5 protein-coding genes and 2 pseudogenes are annotated in these 16,374 nt (G+C 51.8%); 2 read left to right on the top strand and 5 right to left on the bottom strand.

Annotated elements, in window-relative coordinates; genetic code table 11:
• Positions 1-10: 10 nt before the first annotated feature.
• Positions 11-5,584: a lamin tail domain-containing protein gene (locus tag MFFC18_RS22800; protein ID WP_075084462.1), complete on the bottom strand. Its 5,574-nt coding sequence runs from the start codon at positions 5,582-5,584 to the stop codon at positions 11-13.
• A 517-nt stretch (positions 5,585-6,101) separates the two neighbouring features.
• Between MFFC18_RS22800 and MFFC18_RS22795 the strand changes: the two genes are divergently transcribed.
• Together MFFC18_RS22795 and MFFC18_RS22790 are read left to right on the top strand one after the other, a co-directional pair.
• Complete coding sequence (locus tag MFFC18_RS22795; RefSeq protein ID WP_075084463.1) at positions 6,102-9,425, top strand: carbohydrate-binding protein; 3,324 nt, start codon at positions 6,102-6,104, stop codon at positions 9,423-9,425.
• A gap of 43 nt (positions 9,426-9,468) precedes the next feature.
• Positions 9,469-11,232: an arylsulfatase gene (locus tag MFFC18_RS22790; RefSeq protein WP_075084464.1), complete on the top strand. Its 1,764-nt coding sequence runs from the start codon at positions 9,469-9,471 to the stop codon at positions 11,230-11,232.
• Between the two features lie 32 nt (positions 11,233-11,264).
• Here the strand turns inward: MFFC18_RS22790 and MFFC18_RS25580 are convergent, their stop codons facing one another.
• The 4 genes and pseudogenes from MFFC18_RS25580 to MFFC18_RS25565 form a co-directional block, all read right to left on the bottom strand.
• The gene (locus MFFC18_RS25580) at positions 11,265-12,467 is read right to left on the bottom strand and encodes a DUF6786 family protein (RefSeq protein WP_238381265.1); all 1,203 of its coding nucleotides are present in this window, start codon (positions 12,465-12,467) and stop codon (positions 11,265-11,267) included.
• Positions 12,444-13,430: pseudogene (locus MFFC18_RS25575) on the bottom strand (family 43 glycosylhydrolase); the annotation flags it as partial. The gene MFFC18_RS25580 and the pseudogene MFFC18_RS25575, both read right to left, overlap by 24 nt.
• Before the next feature lies 1 nt (position 13,431).
• Positions 13,432-15,663, bottom strand: coding sequence for a sulfatase (locus MFFC18_RS25570; RefSeq protein WP_238381260.1), 2,232 nt, complete (start codon positions 15,661-15,663; stop codon positions 13,432-13,434).
• A gap of 488 nt (positions 15,664-16,151) precedes the next feature.
• A pseudogene (locus tag MFFC18_RS25565) lies at positions 16,152-16,355 on the bottom strand (sulfatase-like hydrolase/transferase); the annotation flags it as partial.
• Positions 16,356-16,374 lie beyond the last annotated feature (19 nt).

Raw genomic sequence — 16,374 nt, 5'->3', positions numbered from 1 at the left:
TGGAAGATCTTTAAACTGGATCGAACGGGAGTGTTTTTCCGTAGTTCTGCCTGAAACGCAGCAGGTCAAAAACGTTGATCGTGCCGTTACCATCGTAATCGAGATCGGCATTGAAGCCTGGGTCTCCAACTGAGAGGCCATAGGTCTGGCGGAAGCTCAGTAGATCGAAAATGTTTACGTTTCGCGATCCGTTGAAATCGCCATAGAGACTAAAGAAATTGTCGCTGGCAACATCTCCAAGCACATAATTTTCACCCAGCGTAACTTGGGTGCCGGTTCGAGTTACTTTCCCACCGTAAACAGTTAACTCATAGTTGCCATCTACGAGAGCGCCTTGCGAATTTCGGGTCTCGCTCTGGAACGAAATCGTAACGATGGTATTCCCGGCAATGGTCTCCGTGGTAAAAGAACTGTCAACCACAGAGCAGGTCTTGATTCCATTCGCGTCGCTTAGCTGAATGATCGAAATTGCATCCGTCGCGATGTCCACTTCACCCTGGAAACTAATGACCAACTTGTCGATCGTTGAACGTTGGCTCAAACCATCACCGATGACAACGGACGTTACAGACGGACGAACAAGGATGCTGCTTCCCGGAGTCGGTGATAAACCCTCCCACGAATTGGGATCGTTGGCGTACTCATTGGGGCCAATTCGATTCAGGCTTGAGCCACTGCCATCCGCGTCAGCCCAGGGGGCAAGGTCATCATAGACGACTTCATCCACAACAACACGAGGGATCACTTTGTCGTTGGGCGTGTCCGGCTGCTGCAAAGCGATTCGCCCAAAGCTGTTGGACAGCGAGCCCGAAAGGCCGCCCACCAGTTTGTCTGCGGAATCAAGTCCGTAGTGCTCCAGGAATGCTGCCAACCTGGTCGCGTTCATTGAGTCGGCCGGGTCAAAAGCCAAAACGACGATCGTGCCACCTGCAGCAATTGAGGTCCCTGCTTCAAAGTCATAGTCCGATTCGCCTCGGATTCGCCAGTTCGTCAAGTCAATGACAGCATTGGTCGGATTCGCGATCTCGATAAACTCAAGATCGTAATCCGTTAGAGTCGGGTCAATTGCGATCGCCGCAGCCGTCGGGGAATCGGGATGGTAGTTGATCTCGCTAATCAACAATCCGCTAACCGCATGGGCTCCGTTAGCACTTCCAAACGATGTTTCAGCGAGCCGGAACAGTCGACCGTTTCCATTAGGTAGTCTTCCCAGCGAGTCTCCATTAAACGTAGCATCAAACTCAACGGCATCCTGCAAATCCAGTAAGTTCTCGCCGTTGGCTCGACTGAGAAATACTTGATCACCAGCAGAGCTCAAAGCAAAATCATTTGGGCCAGGGTTCGACGGATTCGGATTAAAATCATCCTCGTTGAACACGGCGTAACCACCCGCTGCAATCACGGTTCCCGTTGGAATCTGGAACTTGAGAAGCGAATCGCCGTCGTCACTTAAGTACCATCCGCCAACGTCAATTGCCGTTGACGTCGGATTGAACAATTCGATGCTGTCGCTTTGCGGTGCGTCGGTGTGCGCGAGAACTTCGTTGACCACGACTCCAAGAGGCTGGGCTGATGCTTCACCCGGCGTACCGCCAAACTCAGTGCTCGTTCTCCAGCTGTAGTACTTGCCCAGAGCGGCGACGGATGTGCTGTGTGGTTGGTCCAGCACGATGCTGAATCCATGCCCGTCAGCAGGAGCGTGCCACGGATCGTTGTCTCCATAGTTGACGGACATGATTTCTGCGAACGTACTGTCGATCAAATCAACCCGTTCACCGCTGTTATCAAGTCCGCCATTCCATTCGCCCAGAACCCAAACGCTGTTTCCGTATCTGTGCAAAAACGCATCGGCGTCCTCAACCACAACGGCTCGCTCTCCCGGCAACAGCTCCACGTCACTAAAACTGAAGGTCACGCCGTCGGACAGTTGCATTCCCGCGAGATTGATCGATCCAACAGGATTCGGGTTGTAGACTTCGATGAATTCGAAGTTGTCGTTGTCGTCGTAGCCTGCCGCAATCTCGTCCGCAGTCGGATCGGCTGGGTTGTAGTGAATTTCAGAAATGCGTATTTCAGATTGCGCCGCTGGAATGACAAACGTTGCATCATGTAGAGCCGACCATAGACCACCACTTATCGTTCGCGACCTGACATTGGTTGAGCTACCAAGTACGTAAGGAGAGGATGATGAATTCTGGGTAGTCACAATCAGTTCTGCATCAAACGTAACATCACTGCTGGTAGCATTTGCCTGGTGAATTTCGATTGCCAAGGTGTTGCTGCCAGTTTGGAGCAGGGCAGGGTCGATGCTAAAGACATTCCATGCATCTTCGCTCACTCCGCCAATCGCACCAGATGCGACGGTTTCAAAATCTATCGTTCCGGCGGGCATATTCGACCGAACGATCTCTGTCCCGTTAAGGTATACCACTGCTCCGTCGTCACGTTTCAGTAGTAGCTCGGCCGCGTCGAAGTCACCAGTCGCGACGTTGAAAGTCTTCCGAAAATAGGTCGTAATGTACTTGTCGTCAGGATCCGATCCAAAGCTGACAACGGTTGCCTCGTCGCCGTCTCCATAGCCCAGTTCGGAAGCACCTGAACTCCAACCACCATCGTTAAACGAACTGCTTCTCCAAGCTGTCCCAAGATTGGCCCCCGAGTCCTCATACTTCCACGTAGATCCAGAACCAAAAATGGTCAGGTCACTCGATCCGGGATCGTAAACGAGAGCATCGGGGTTAATGCCACCGCCAGTTAGTCGTGGATCCGATCCGTCGACGGTGTAGTAGATCAATCCAGTTGCACTAAATGTCAGCAAAGCGTTCTGAATGACTTCGCCACCGCTTTGCGAAACTCCGTCAACCAGATACTCAGGCGCATCGAAGTTTGGATAAAGACCTCTCGCACGGAAGTTGTCGAGCATTTCGTCGGCGATATTCGGCAGCATATTTTGGATCGCGCTGTCCGCTGCACTGGCCCAGGAATCAGGCGTGCGATAACCCCAACGGGCCGACTCGGAGATAAAGCTAAGCTCTATTTCGTCCAACCGGTTTTGCAAACGTTCAACGCTTCGATCCGGGCTCAACACGCCGTCTTCGCCAAACATGTGATGAATGCGGTCGGCGTACAACGTCATGAATTCAGGATCAGCTTCGTCGACAAGCGTTCCGAGTATATTTCCTGGCCCGGCATTGTCGGTCCTGTCTCCAGTCCCCCGCAACCAACCATCGGCGTCATTGAGCGTGAACGTGTAAGGCACGACGCCATTGGACGATCCGCCTGCGCGGTACTCATTTTCAGATGAACCGGCCATGTACACCAACATGTAATCGATGTATTGCTCGAGATTCACCGCTTCTTTCAGCTCCTGATAGCCTCCGGTTGGGTTGCCGCTTCCGTCGGTGTCGGCGAGTAACTTGATGTTGCTCCATGCCGTCCCTTCGCCATCGTAGACATCCCCCGGAGACCAACCATCGGGTGTGCTATTTCCATTGTTTACATTTCCATTTACGGCTTCATAGTCATCGTCATCGCCACCGTAGTACTGCGACAGAAAGTCAGCATCCCAGCGCTCGCGCATGTGATATTGGCCCCAATACACACCATTGGTGTAGATGTGAACGAATCGACCATGTGGCACAACGTGACCCGCATCCATCAGGGTGTCATCGACAAAACGGTTCGACATGTAGAAGCCACGTTGGACCATGTCGTGCGAGCCGGAACGGAAGTCCAGGCTATCGAAATCCTCCGTAGCGACAGCGATACCGTTGTCGAATCCTTCAAACAGTGGAAAGTCGAGCTTCGATGCACCGTACTGGCTGCGAAAATTAACACGAAAGTTCTTCTTGGCGAAATCGGTGAAGTAGCCGCCAAATCCCTTGATGCCCGCGTCGATCTGAAACCCCTCGCTACCATCAGGAGCAAGCCATTCGATCGAAGCCCGTTGCTCCGGAAGGTCACTGTTCACGATGACGTTTTCGTAGTTGAACGAAAGCGTTGGAATGTCCAGCAGTGAATCCCGCATCAAGCTGGCGTACTGTGGGTCCTGCGTGATGTCCGTGTCCATGACGTCTGACGAAATCACATCGTCGAGGAAAACGTAGGTGTGCGTTGTGGTGCTGCGAGTCAGGAAACCTTCCTTGGCGGCGGCCGTGCGAAGCGATGTCGTCTCTGAAATCGTCAGGCCAAATTGAGCTAACGAATTGGCATTCGCGGGATTCACCTGAATGCCATTGGTTAAGCTCGGCTCGGTTCCATCAGTGGTGTAAACGAGCGTCGCACCTGGGGATTGCGAAGTAACGTTGACATCGAAGGCCACATCATAGAACCCTCGTTCAACGCTTACCGTCGGCACCTCCTCGATGACGCCATCGACTGGGTTGACGTTGCGCGAGCCTGGCGTTGGCGTTGCAAAGAAGCTTGGCACGCTGTACGTATCATCAGCCTCAAACCCGTAGCTTACGTCCGTGTACTGCGCCGGGTAGTCGCCTCCGCCGACCGCGAACTCGGTAACCAGGCTGCCAGCAGGATCGTACAGCCCGACATATTCTCCGCCAGCACTTAACGCAAAGCCCGTGTACAAATCTGTTCCCGTCGCGGGAGCTTCGTCATCGCCAGCAAACACAACGAGATACTGTCCTCCTTCAAGTGGCTGACTTGGGAAAACAAATTTTGTTGTGTTGGTCGAGTTATCTGTTAATGAGTATCCAGCCAAATCCAACGAGTCTTCGCCAGCGTTGAATATCTCTATCCAGTCGCTCGAGTTTCCGTTGTCGTCGTCAAGAACGCTGTTGTTGGATGCCGAAAACTCATTGATCAACGGATGCGCTCCAGGCAGAAGAATGACAGAATCAAGCTTTCGCAGTTGGATCGCGTTGATCTGTATCCGCCCTTCGCTGACGGCACCATCGACGAAGCCGGATAGCTCGATAGTTTGCGTGGAGCTGTCCGCCGTAAAGGTTCCAGTCCCAAAGTCACCTGCGCGGTTTCCGGATGGTTGATTGTTCAACTGAAGGTCGACTCCAGTGCCGCCGGCGCCATTATTCAGTCTCGTGACATAGCCATCGTGCCTGTTTGAACGACCATCACTGGAGAAAATCTGGACTTCGTATTCATCTCCGACCGTGAGCCCTGATAGAGTGGCCGTGGCCAAGTTGCCCGAAGAAGCTCCCCACCATGCGCCATTGATGAGAGAGCCCATCGCGCCGTTGATGCCACCGTTTGTAAATGAACCGCCGTTGTCGTTATTGATCGTTGTCGTAAGCGACTCATTGCCAGGAGATTGTGCTTGTGACTCTGAAGCAGCGTTGGCTCGAATGGAAGCTACAAATTCGACTCCGTTAACGGTCGTGATCGGCCCAGTTGAATCTGATCCATTGATGGCGAAAACAGAAGTTCCGTTCGTGGAGACATCGCTATTTCCGGAGATGTCACCGGTCGTCCATACAATCGTTGCCAACAACTGTCGCAACTCCAACGCTTTATAGTTCGCCTGTTGCTGGCTTTCTTTTTTGCGACGATTGAACCTGCGTGGTTCAGAGCAAGCTCGGGCGAGCGATACAAGATCGTGTAAACGTTTCATGGGAAGTCTCACTGGTGGTGGTCCGGCGAATTTAAATTTATCGCCGACGAGAGCTGCCTGCCGAGGAGGGAAACAGTTGTGTTGGGCAGGTGGTCAAACGTTATTCTTGTCAGAGCATGTCCGATTCCACAACGCGATTTTTCATCTATTGCAAAGTATTTGCAGGCAAAAAATTATCCCGGATTAATTGCCGTTTTCAATGATTCTGCGCCTAACCGGTGACTGACTTTGGACATTAAGTTGTGGGTCATCTTCCCTATAAACTTTGCAAGCTGTCCTCATCAATTCAGCGAACTGTCGCTGGCATTATCGCAGGTAGTGGCCACCAATCTTTGCCTAAATAAGATGCCGTTCATGGCAACACCATCGCCAGTGTTTTGCACCTGTGATCCGTGTGTGCCTGATTGCGAACCTGGTAAGAAATCTTTCCGATTGAGTTAAACGCTTTTCGATGTTTGCATCGCTGCGATGAAAGTGCATCGAATCGTTCCCACCTAGCTTGACCCAAATCTAGATCATGAAGAATCGAGTTAACTTGAAGTTGCCATTTGTCTCTGTCTGCGCGCGCTTTGCGACAGTCATTGTTTTGCTTTTCGGTTCTGCTGCGTTTGGTGATGACGTTACGTGGACCGGATCCGCTGACAGTGCATGGGAGAATGGACTGAATTGGAGTAATAGCACGGGGCCTGCGGCAGCAGATTGGTGCGTTCTTGCTTTGGGCACTGTGAGTTACTCTGCCGCAAGCGGTGATAGCCCGAGCCTGGTGGGGATTGGACAATCGGGAGGTGAGCTGAACATCTCCGGTGGGCAGCTCAATCTGGCTCAAAACGCGTCTGCGATCAGTAACTTCAATGGAACAGTCAGTCACACCGGCGGTCTCGCGATCATCAATACGGTCAGGATCGGAAACGAATCCACAGGCTCCTATACGATTGACGGCGGCGATTTGAGCATCGGTCGTGGGAGAGGTGGATATTCTCTTTACCTTGGCGGTGGAGATAGTTCGAGCACTGGCAGCTTTACGATCGACAGTGGATCGTTCACTACCCGAGCCCCGGTAAGCGTCGGCAACAGCTCCGCAGCCGGACCTGGAGTCTTTACCGTTTTGGGTTCAGAGTCGTCGATTGGAATTGGTGGTTCCAATGATGACATCGACGGTGGCTGGCATCAGCATTCGGGATCGTCATTGGTGCTACGTTTTGACGTCGGTGGCTGCAGCCCAATTTTCATTCATGACAATTCGAACACAGACGTCGGTACCTATGCGACTTTCGAAAACGGATCGATACTGGACGTCGCTCACCTCGCAGGTGGAGGCGGCGGAACATGGACGGTACTGGAAGTCGAAAATGGCGACATCGTCAGCGGAGATGAATTCGGCGACGGACTCGAATTCGCTCCTGGCGTCGACACCAGCGTCTGGTCATTTACGATCGACAACTCAGGGCCCAATGGGAGGCTGATCGTAACTGCAGCGGGCGATCCAGTGGGCTATGATCTTCTGGTTGGCCAAGCGAAACAACAGAAAATGCGTTACGGCATGGACTACGAACGGCTGTGGTATTGGACCAATTCGCTCAATTCAGCCGAGCGTGATCTCGTTGCCAAATGGTCGGCGATTGATACGCGAATCGATTACATCCGCGTCGCGATGAATAGCGGCTACGAACTTGAGGAAGGCAATCTGGACCTGAGCGCCTACACGAACAAGATCATCCCCTTGATGCAGGAGATGAAAGAAGCAAATCCGGACATCAAGTTCTTCGCTTCGCCGCGTCCGCTTAATGAGGCCATCAGCGGCGCGGCCTGGCAACCATATCCGCGTTGGGTGACTGGAGATCCCGGAAACGGAAACTTCGATTTCAATTGGCTGAAATGTGCCGAGTACCTGGAGCGATATCTGCTTTTGATGAACTCATACGGCTTCAAAATCAGTTTCATGGACCTTACCAACGAATGGCAGTCGAACGATGGCGGCAATCGCATCACGCAAGCCGACGCTCGTGATATTACCGAGTACCTCAAGGATAGCGCTGCGCTTTCCAGTGCAAATGTAGAAGTCCCGTTGTTCATTGGACCGTCGGCCTGGAATTATCAACAGGGAGCCAGTTGGATCAGGAATCTTGATACACAGCGTCGCCGCGATGCGATCGATATTGCTGCCTGTCACAACACCAATAGAACCGGTACAGCACAGGATTTTGCTGACGATGTACACGACACTCTCGGTGCCGACACTGAAATCTGGAACACGGAGGTCCATGGCTGGAAAAGCACATCCAGTGAAAACGAGACGACGTCGTTCTATTATATGCTTGAGAAAATTCGCGCTGGATTCTCTGGACTCAACGGTTGGTTGGCGATTGGCACAACGAACCAGGGACACGCTTACATCCTCAATCCGAGTGGAACGCCGGCAAGAAACGTAAAGTATTTCATTTTCAAAAAATTGAGTGAGACATCCAACTACGGACACGCTCTCAATATCGTCGAAGAACCAAGCCAGCTTTCTCATACTGCCGCGTTGATCAAGGGTAATTTGATGACCGTGTGGGTGATCAATCAAGGGATATCTGCTGTCCCGTTGAATATTTTTCCAGTCGGACGCACGATTTCAGAATCAAGAGTAAAGCGAACGAGGTGGACTGACTCAAGTGATGTTGAAGGTTTCGTCACTCACGAGCCCGCTACATCTCAAACGACTTTCTGGTCATCCGTTCCTGGCGAATCTGTCTGCTGCTTTGAGATCCTGCTCGATCCGGAAGAGTACTCGTACAGCATCGTTCAGGCGGAAGGTGAAGACGATCGCAATGGCATGGAAGAGGAGCAATCTGGCGATGACGACGGAACATTAAACCTCGGATTTATCAATCACGACCATTGGGCTCGATATAACAACATCACCATGCCTGAGGATTCTGCGATGCGTTTTCGCGTCGCTCGTCCGGCTGGAAGAGACGACGGTTGGATCGAAGTTTATCTGGGTGCGGAAACTGATTCGACAGCCGCGATCCTTTCGGGGAAACCGGTCGGAAAAGTCGCGATCCCTAAAACTGGAAACTGGCAAATCTACGAAACAATCGAAGCATGCCTCGAGCACGCTGGCGGTAACTATGACGTGGTGATTCGCTTCGTTGAAGTCGGCAGCACCAATGGCAACGCGCTCGCCAACTTCAACTGGTTTTCAGTTGTCTCGCCAGCACCGGTTGTTGCAGCCGTCGAGTTGAACGTTGCAGAAGCGCAACGGTCTGCGATCGAGTCAATTTCAGTTCGCTTTGAAGGCGATGTGAATTTTGCTGCCGGAGCGGCCTCTGTCGTGCAACGAAGCACTGCCACGGAGGAGACATTTGAATCTGTAGCATCGAGCTTGACGAAACAGTTTGTCGACGGCGAAACGATTGTCACGATTGAGTTTGCTTCTCATGTTCGTAACTCGGACAATGCCCTGGTTGACGGTAATTATCAGCTCACATTGTCAGCAGACCTTGTGACTCAGGACGGATTCGCAATGACCGAGGATTTTGTGTTCGGCAATCTGCAGCTCCATGGGTTCTACGCTTTCTTTGGTGATTCCAACGGGGACCGGACTGTCAATATTTTTGACTTGTTGTCTTTTCGTCAAACCTATGGAACATTTTTCGGAGACCCGAGTTACAACTACTCTATGGACTTCAACGCCAGCGATTCGATCAACATCTTTGACTTGCTGCCGTTTCGACAACGATATGGTTCGACGATACCGTTTACGTTCGGCAATGAGTCGCGTTTGACCGGCGGAGAAAATAAACTACTGAGTCCTGCTAAAACTCGCTCAACTGGCAGCCTACCCATTCGCAAGTAGCCTGCCGAAACCTTGCACCAGAATGACAGTTTAGGATTAAACAATGCAGTGTTTTTCGCTTCTTTTGTGCCTGTTTGTTGCCTTGTTCTGCGAGCTAAAGGATTGCATCGCCCTCGACGGACCAGGAAGTCCTGAGAGGAAGCCGAACGTCATCCTGATCATGACGGACGACATGGGCTATGGCGATGTCGGCATCAACGGCAACACAATGCTGAAGACTCCGCATTTGGATACGCTCGCAAAACAAAGCGTACGGATGACTGATTTTCATGTCGATCCAACCTGTGCAGAAACGCGAGCGGCTTTGATGACGGGACGATACAGTTGTCGAACAGGAGTTTGGCACACGATCATGGGGCGTTCGATTCTTCGAGCCGATGAATTGACGATGGCTGATGTGTTCGCCAGCAACGGCTACGCGACCGGGATTTTCGGTAAGTGGCATTTGGGCGACAATTATCCCTTCCTACCACGGCATCGTGGTTTTCAGGTTGAGTTTATTCACGGCGGCGGTGGCGTTAGTCAAACTCCTGACGCGTGGGGCAACGATTACTTCGATGATACGTACTTTCGCAACGGTAAACCTGAGAAGCAAAAGGGATACTGTACCGATGTCTTTTTTGAGGCAACGCTTGATTTCATTGAAGACAATCGCGACAAACCATTCTTTGCTTACCTCGCGACGAATGCGGCTCATGGCCCTTATCGATGTGCGAAAGAATATTCGCAACCCTATCGTGATAAAGGTGTCGAAAAAACCATGTCTTCTTTCTACGGCATGATCACCAATATTGATGACAACGTTGGAAAGCTGTGTGAAAAGCTCAATGAACTGGGGCTGAAAGAGAACACGATTCTGATCTTTACTTCTGACAACGGGACAGCTCGCGGCATGCTGAAGCCGGACGCGATCAAGAAAGGTTACGAGTGGATTGGCTTCAACGGCGGTCTGAGTGGCACGAAGGCGTCAAAGCTTGAAGGCGGACACCGCGTTCCGTTTTTTGTTCGCTGGCCTGATGGAAAAATCGGAGGCGGTAAGGAGCTTTCGACACTGACCGCTCAATTCGACTTGCTGCCAACGTTTGTCGATCTTTGCGAGCTTAAAATGCCTCGTGAAGTTGAGTTTGATGGTAGCTCCCTAAAGGAACTTTGGCTCGACCCCGATGGTGGATCAGATCTGAATGATCGCACGCTTGTCGTCCACTCGCAGCGTATCGACAAGCCAGAAAAATGGAGAAGCAGCTCCGTTATGAAACAGAACTGGCGATTGATTAACGGAAAGTATCTGTACGACCTCGATTCGGACCGAGCCCAGAAGAAAGACGTTTCAAGAAAGTACCCGGAAGTCGTCAAAGAACTTCGAAGCAGCTACGACAAATGGTGGAAAAGCGTTTCGAAACAGTTTGACGAATACGTCAGAATTCCGTTGGGCACCGACGCTGATCCCAACGTGTTACTCACCTGTCATGACTGGCATGTTACCGAAGGCGAAGTTCCGTGGAATCAGGGAAAGATAAAACGTGATCTTTCGTCGAACGGTTTTTGGGCAGTCGATGTTCGGCAGGCTGGCAAGTATAAAATCACACTTCGTGCTCGTCCGGCCGGTGTCGACTATGAATTCAAAGCTGGCAAGGCGAAAGTAAAAGTCGGAGATCTGGAAACAGAAACCGACATCATGGATAAATCAGACTCGATTTCGTTGTCGATGAAGCTGCCCGTTGGCCCAACTCTCGTGCAAACTTGGATCTCAGAGGGAAAAAAGAATCGCGGCGCGTACTACGTGGAAGTCAAACGACTTGATCAATGAGCCGATTTGCGAGCCATGGAAGCGACATTGGATCAAAACGCTGACTTGATTAAGTCCAGCGACACGCCCAGAAGTTTCTCTGTCAATGCATTGAGTTGCTCTTCAGAACCCTGGATATGAAATGTTCTCTGAACATGCTTTATCGTTTCGCCTGGCTCAAGAGCAGCGGCCGGCGAAGAAGTTTCCAGCTCGTAGAACGGACCAAGCGGTGGCTTTCCTTCTTCCGGCGACCCGTCGTTGTACGAGTTGATAACATCTCCGGAGTACGGCTTGTCTTGTAGTTCCCACATCGAATTGACGAATCCTTCGGGAGCATCCTGAACGTTGTAGGTCACGATATTGAGTACCTTGCCGGTGGCGTCGTAACTTCCAGCGATGCCTTTTGATCGCTGGGCATTGACGCCGATCTTCCCGCGCCTTGTGCCGTCGCCGCGAAAGAACAGGGTGTCTTCCTGGACCTGCAGGTATTCTGGTGGAACTTTGCCGAAATAGGTGTCATTGACTTTCGGGCCGAAATGTTTTTCGTCGCCTGTTTTGAACGGAATCACGACTGTGGTTTTTGGCGATGGGTTGTACATGCCCAGGATCCAAATCGACATCAAACCGGTTTCTGGTTTCCACGCTTTCGTTCCCGTATTGGTGATTCGGTTGTCCGTTTCATAACCCACCATTCGCAGGCCGTCGCCAAGCTCAACGCTCAACAGAGTCGCGGCTTTCTTTTTGTCCAGAAGCTCCACCGTTCGCTCGATACCAACTTTAAACTTGGTGCCGCTGTGGTTGATCAACTCTGTGTCGTGCGAGAAGATAGCCGACGATTCGGTCTGGCTCACCAACTTGAACCGATCAGTATCGATCGCGGCAGGCGTCGTCCAGTCATCAAACGTGAACCCGGTTCCCGGCTTGAAAAAAAGTGCGTACTGACCGCCTTCGGGGCCCAGCCAAAATCTTTCTTCGCCGCCGAAGATGTAGATGTGCTCCTCAAGTGCGCCTTTCCTGTCTTCGTCAGAAAGCAAACCTTTTTCGATGACAGGCCGATTGATCCAGCCAAAGCTTGGGCCGGATTCTTGATCGAACGTACTGGTCATCACACGGCCCTGATAAGCGGGAGCGACGGCGACTGATGCATCACCATCTCGCAACAGAACAATGTCCGTATGCTTGTTCAAAAAGGCCAAGTCATCGGCGAAGGTGTAGCTTGCTGAAACAGAATTTTCTGTAATATCAAAACGTTGAATGAAAGGCAGCTTCGAACCATTCGTTTCCCTACCTTTCGGCCGACCGATTTCGACTCCCCACTGCGGCGTTGATCCTTTGCCGCTTTGTGTAAACGCTTCCGGGCGATAGGCTCCGCCCGCCCAAGGTCCTTTCGACACATCCCTAGTCCTGGAAAAAGTAACTCCATCTTCTGAGTGCATGATCGAGTTTGTGATTTCTTTGGGGCCAGTCGTTCCAATCATCGCCGCGACCCCATTGCCGTGTGGCCAAACAAGCACTTCGTGATTGCCCGGAATGACCGGGTTGGCTTGGTGCCGGAGATAAGGGCCCTGCGGATGGTCTGCAACGGCCAGTCCCATTTGAGTTTGGCCCGGCCCTTTCCCCAATTGACGCCCTTTGTAGTAGAGCCAGTATTTTCCATCGCGAACGATCAGGCACGCATCATCGACCAGGTGACTGTCAAAATCGTCTTTGTTGTCGCCGTGGGATAGTGCAGGATTGGAAGCCAATCGTTCCCAGGGACCATCGGGAGAATCTGAAACCGCGATGCCAATTTTGGAATCAGGACTGAATGGTTTTTTGAACTTCCTGGACGTGCCAGAGTAGAACAGCCAATAACGTTGCTCGGCAACAAGGACGTTTGGTGTAAAGACACTCGCACCTTCCCAGCTGCCGGGTTTTCCTTTGGCAAGTGCCTGCCCTTTTTCCGTCCAATTGTGACCGTCGGTTGAGGTTGCGTACCAGACTGTCGCGTCGTAGCCCGGCGAGATTCTGCCTTTCGAATACCACACGTAGTACAAATCACCGACCTTGATGATGTCGCTTGGGTCACGCCGCATAACACCAGGCTCAGCACCAATCCCTTCGACCGCCGAATGAGTGACGGTTGCTGATTGAGCGACTGCAGAATCTGCGCCCGATGTCAGCGTCAGTATTGCGAGGCTTGCCGCAATTAGACATGTTCTGATGTTCGCTGCGCACATATTATTGCATCTGGTTAGTTGGATTATTTTTCTTGATGAACTCGATCACTGGCGCCGAATTCTCAAGGCCATGTGGATGATGGTCTTTTTCCTCGAGAATTACTTTGACGTTGCCGCCGAGCTCTTTGTATCGTTTCATTAGTATCGCAGCGTTCTCTTCATAAGGCACCGTCGAGTCCTTCGTGCCGCTGCACAACAAGATCGGAACGCCCGCTTTGGCCAGTGGATCCAACCAGTCGATTGGGCTTACCTTCGCTGCTAATGCCTCTTCGTTTGATGCAAAGCCGTATGTTTTCTTTAGCAACTCCCATGACTTCGGCGCACCATCGGCCGATGAGCCCGTTCCGGGAACAAGCCTTCCGCCCGGCCAACTTTTTACGCTGCAGACGCCATTGTCGACATAGATGCTCGCGACCTTGTCGGGGTTGGAAGACGCCCATCGGAACAGCGCCAACGTTTCGCGGCTCATTGATCCCATAGATACTTTCCTGGCGAACCCATGTTGTTTGGTCAGATAATCCCAGGCAACATCGATCGATGCGTTTCCGCGAGGATGGCCAGATGCATCGCCCGGACGAATCACCACATGATAGCCCTGCTTGACCAGCTCAAGATCCATCAGAGTCACACGCCGCGTCGCATCTTTCGTACCACCCCAGAACATGCTCCGCCAGAGCCACGGCTTTCCCGGTGCCGCTTTCTGCGGACAAACGACAGACAGCTGTACATCGTTCACTTTAAACGTGTAGCGATCAAAGCCATTAAAATCAACTTTGTCGCCAGGAAAGCCGTTCGAATCAGCATCGGCGTGTTGAGGCTGGCTAGCTTTGGTTTCCTCCAGCCATGATTCCAATTCAGACTGAAGCTGCTGAGTCATTTCTGGCATCGACTTTGACAGGTCGTTGGCTTCACCGATGTCATCCTTCAAGTTGTAAAGCTCGACAGATTCGTCATCGTAAAACTTGATTAACTTGTACTCGCCTGAGCGAATCGCGCTGGCCATTCGATTCTTTTTGTGAAACGCGTAGTTCGGGTAGTGGAAAAAGATCGACTTGCGTTTCAGTTGTGATTCTTCTTTGAGCATCGGCAACAGAGAAACACCGTCAGGAGTATTGGACGGATCCGCCTTCAGGTTCGCCGCTTCGAGGATCGATGCATGAATGTCCATCGTGATCACCGGCGTTGCAGTCTGACTAGCGGGACGAACGCGACCTGGCCAGCGAACAATCATCGGAACTCGAATACCGCCTTCGTACAGGTACCCTTTTTCGGCACGCAGTGGCTTGACGTTCGCCGCAAACGGTCCATTGTCCGACGTAAAGATCACAAGCGTGTCTTCGCTCAATCCTTGATCATCGATTGATTTGAGAAGCTTGCCGATCGAAGCATCCATGCCCTCAATCATCGCTGCATAAGTTGGATTCTCGACTCCTGGTCCTTTTCTCTTTTCGTATTTGGCAATCAAATCATCCGGAGCTTGAAACGGATAGTGAACAGAATAATTCCACCAACAAAGAAAAAATGGTCGATCATTTTCTGCTTTGGCCGACTTAATGAAGTCGATGCATTCATCAGCGCATCGATCAGGCAAATACTCGCCGTCGAATTTCCCGTCCAGATTGGGGATCTTGTACGGGCTGAAATAGCTCGGTGGACCACCGAATCGACAGCCTCCAATATTGATATCGAAGCCTTGGTGTTCGGCGCGAAGTTCCGGTTCGCTTGGCAAGTCCTCACCCTCGTCAGACCTGGAACGGTGGGACAGATGCCACTTTCCGACAAAGCCAGTTGCATAGCCAGCCTGCTTGAGCTGTTCGGCAATCGTGATTCGCTCAAGTGGCAGGTGCCGCAGCCACAACGGCGTCACCAAGTTCGTGCCGGGTTTCTGAAAATTTGGCGGATGTCCTCCGGCATGATTCGTGATGTTCAAACGCGCCGGTGATTCTCCCGTCATCAAAGCTGCTCGTGTCGGTGTGCAAACCGAAGCCGCTGAATAGGCATCCGTAAAGAGCAGACCCTGCTTCGCCAGGCGATCGAGGTTGGGCGTGTCAACGTTTTCATTGCCGTAGCAATGCAGATCCTTCCAGCCAAGATCGTCCGCCATGATCAAAACGATATTGGGAGTTGATTTAGTCTGGCTTGTTTCCTGGCCATGAACACAATTCCCACCTGTCGAAACTGCGATTTGGCAGATGGACAACACGATGGTGTAAAACGTTCGAGTTCTCATCATGATTGTTAACTTTCTTCGTTTCCGGATTTTTGCGTGGCAGACCTGAGCAGGAGCATTCCAGTTGAAATCGTCCTCAGCGTGGCGACAAATGCTCGGCCGTTGCTGCCAAAGCGGTCGTGGTCACCGATGTCGCTTCGAGCCCAATCGTCCTGCTTCGCTAGTTGGGCGACGATTTCTGAATGTATCTTGGCTACATCGTTTGCCTTACCGATCTCGGAATCCAAATCATATAGCTCGGCCTTGCTTAGGCGAACCGCGTCGGCTTTGGCAACATGGCGATTCCAACGTTTGTGAATAATATTCTTTGCGGGCTCAATGTTTGCCTGCAGCAGTTTCCGTTTGTCGCTGCGAACTGCTCGCCGGCAATCGTGTTGATAGTAAAAGTAACTTCTTTTCAGTTTCGCCTTCTGACCGTGAATCACGTCCGAGATGTCAACGCCATCGATGGCTCGCTCCGAATGGATCGGCGCACCTGCAAGTCTGGCGAGCATCAGTGCGGCTCGCGATGGACCGCAAACAGGCTGTGCATAGAAGTCTGTGAACCGCATCCCTTCACTCGCCATCTGATCGATGCGCGGCGTTTTGATGTCGGGAGATCCGTAGCAGCCGAGATCGCCATAGCCGAGGTCATCAGCAAAAATCAACACGACGTTGGGCGGACGACCACCAGTTCCGTCATTTGCTACCGCCATATCGACGATGCAAACGGAA

It is taken from the genome of Mariniblastus fucicola (genome assembly GCF_008087665.1).
In the GTDB taxonomy this organism is placed as follows: domain Bacteria; phylum Planctomycetota; class Planctomycetia; order Pirellulales; family Pirellulaceae; genus Mariniblastus; species Mariniblastus fucicola.
This window is presented reverse-complemented; position numbering and strand designations above follow the sequence as displayed.

Excerpts from the sequence above, each read along its gene's own strand:
- MFFC18_RS22790 (WP_075084464.1), top strand. The coding sequence starts at position 9,469 with ATGCAGTGTTTTTCGCTTCTTTTGTGCCTGTTTGTTGCCTTGTTCTGC.
- MFFC18_RS22800 (WP_075084462.1), bottom strand. The coding sequence starts at position 5,584 with ATGAAACGTTTACACGATCTTGTATCGCTCGCCCGAGCTTGCTCTGAA.
- MFFC18_RS22795 (WP_075084463.1), top strand. The coding sequence starts at position 6,102 with ATGAAGAATCGAGTTAACTTGAAGTTGCCATTTGTCTCTGTCTGCGCG.
- MFFC18_RS25570 (WP_238381260.1), bottom strand. The coding sequence starts at position 15,663 with ATGATGAGAACTCGAACGTTTTACACCATCGTGTTGTCCATCTGCCAA.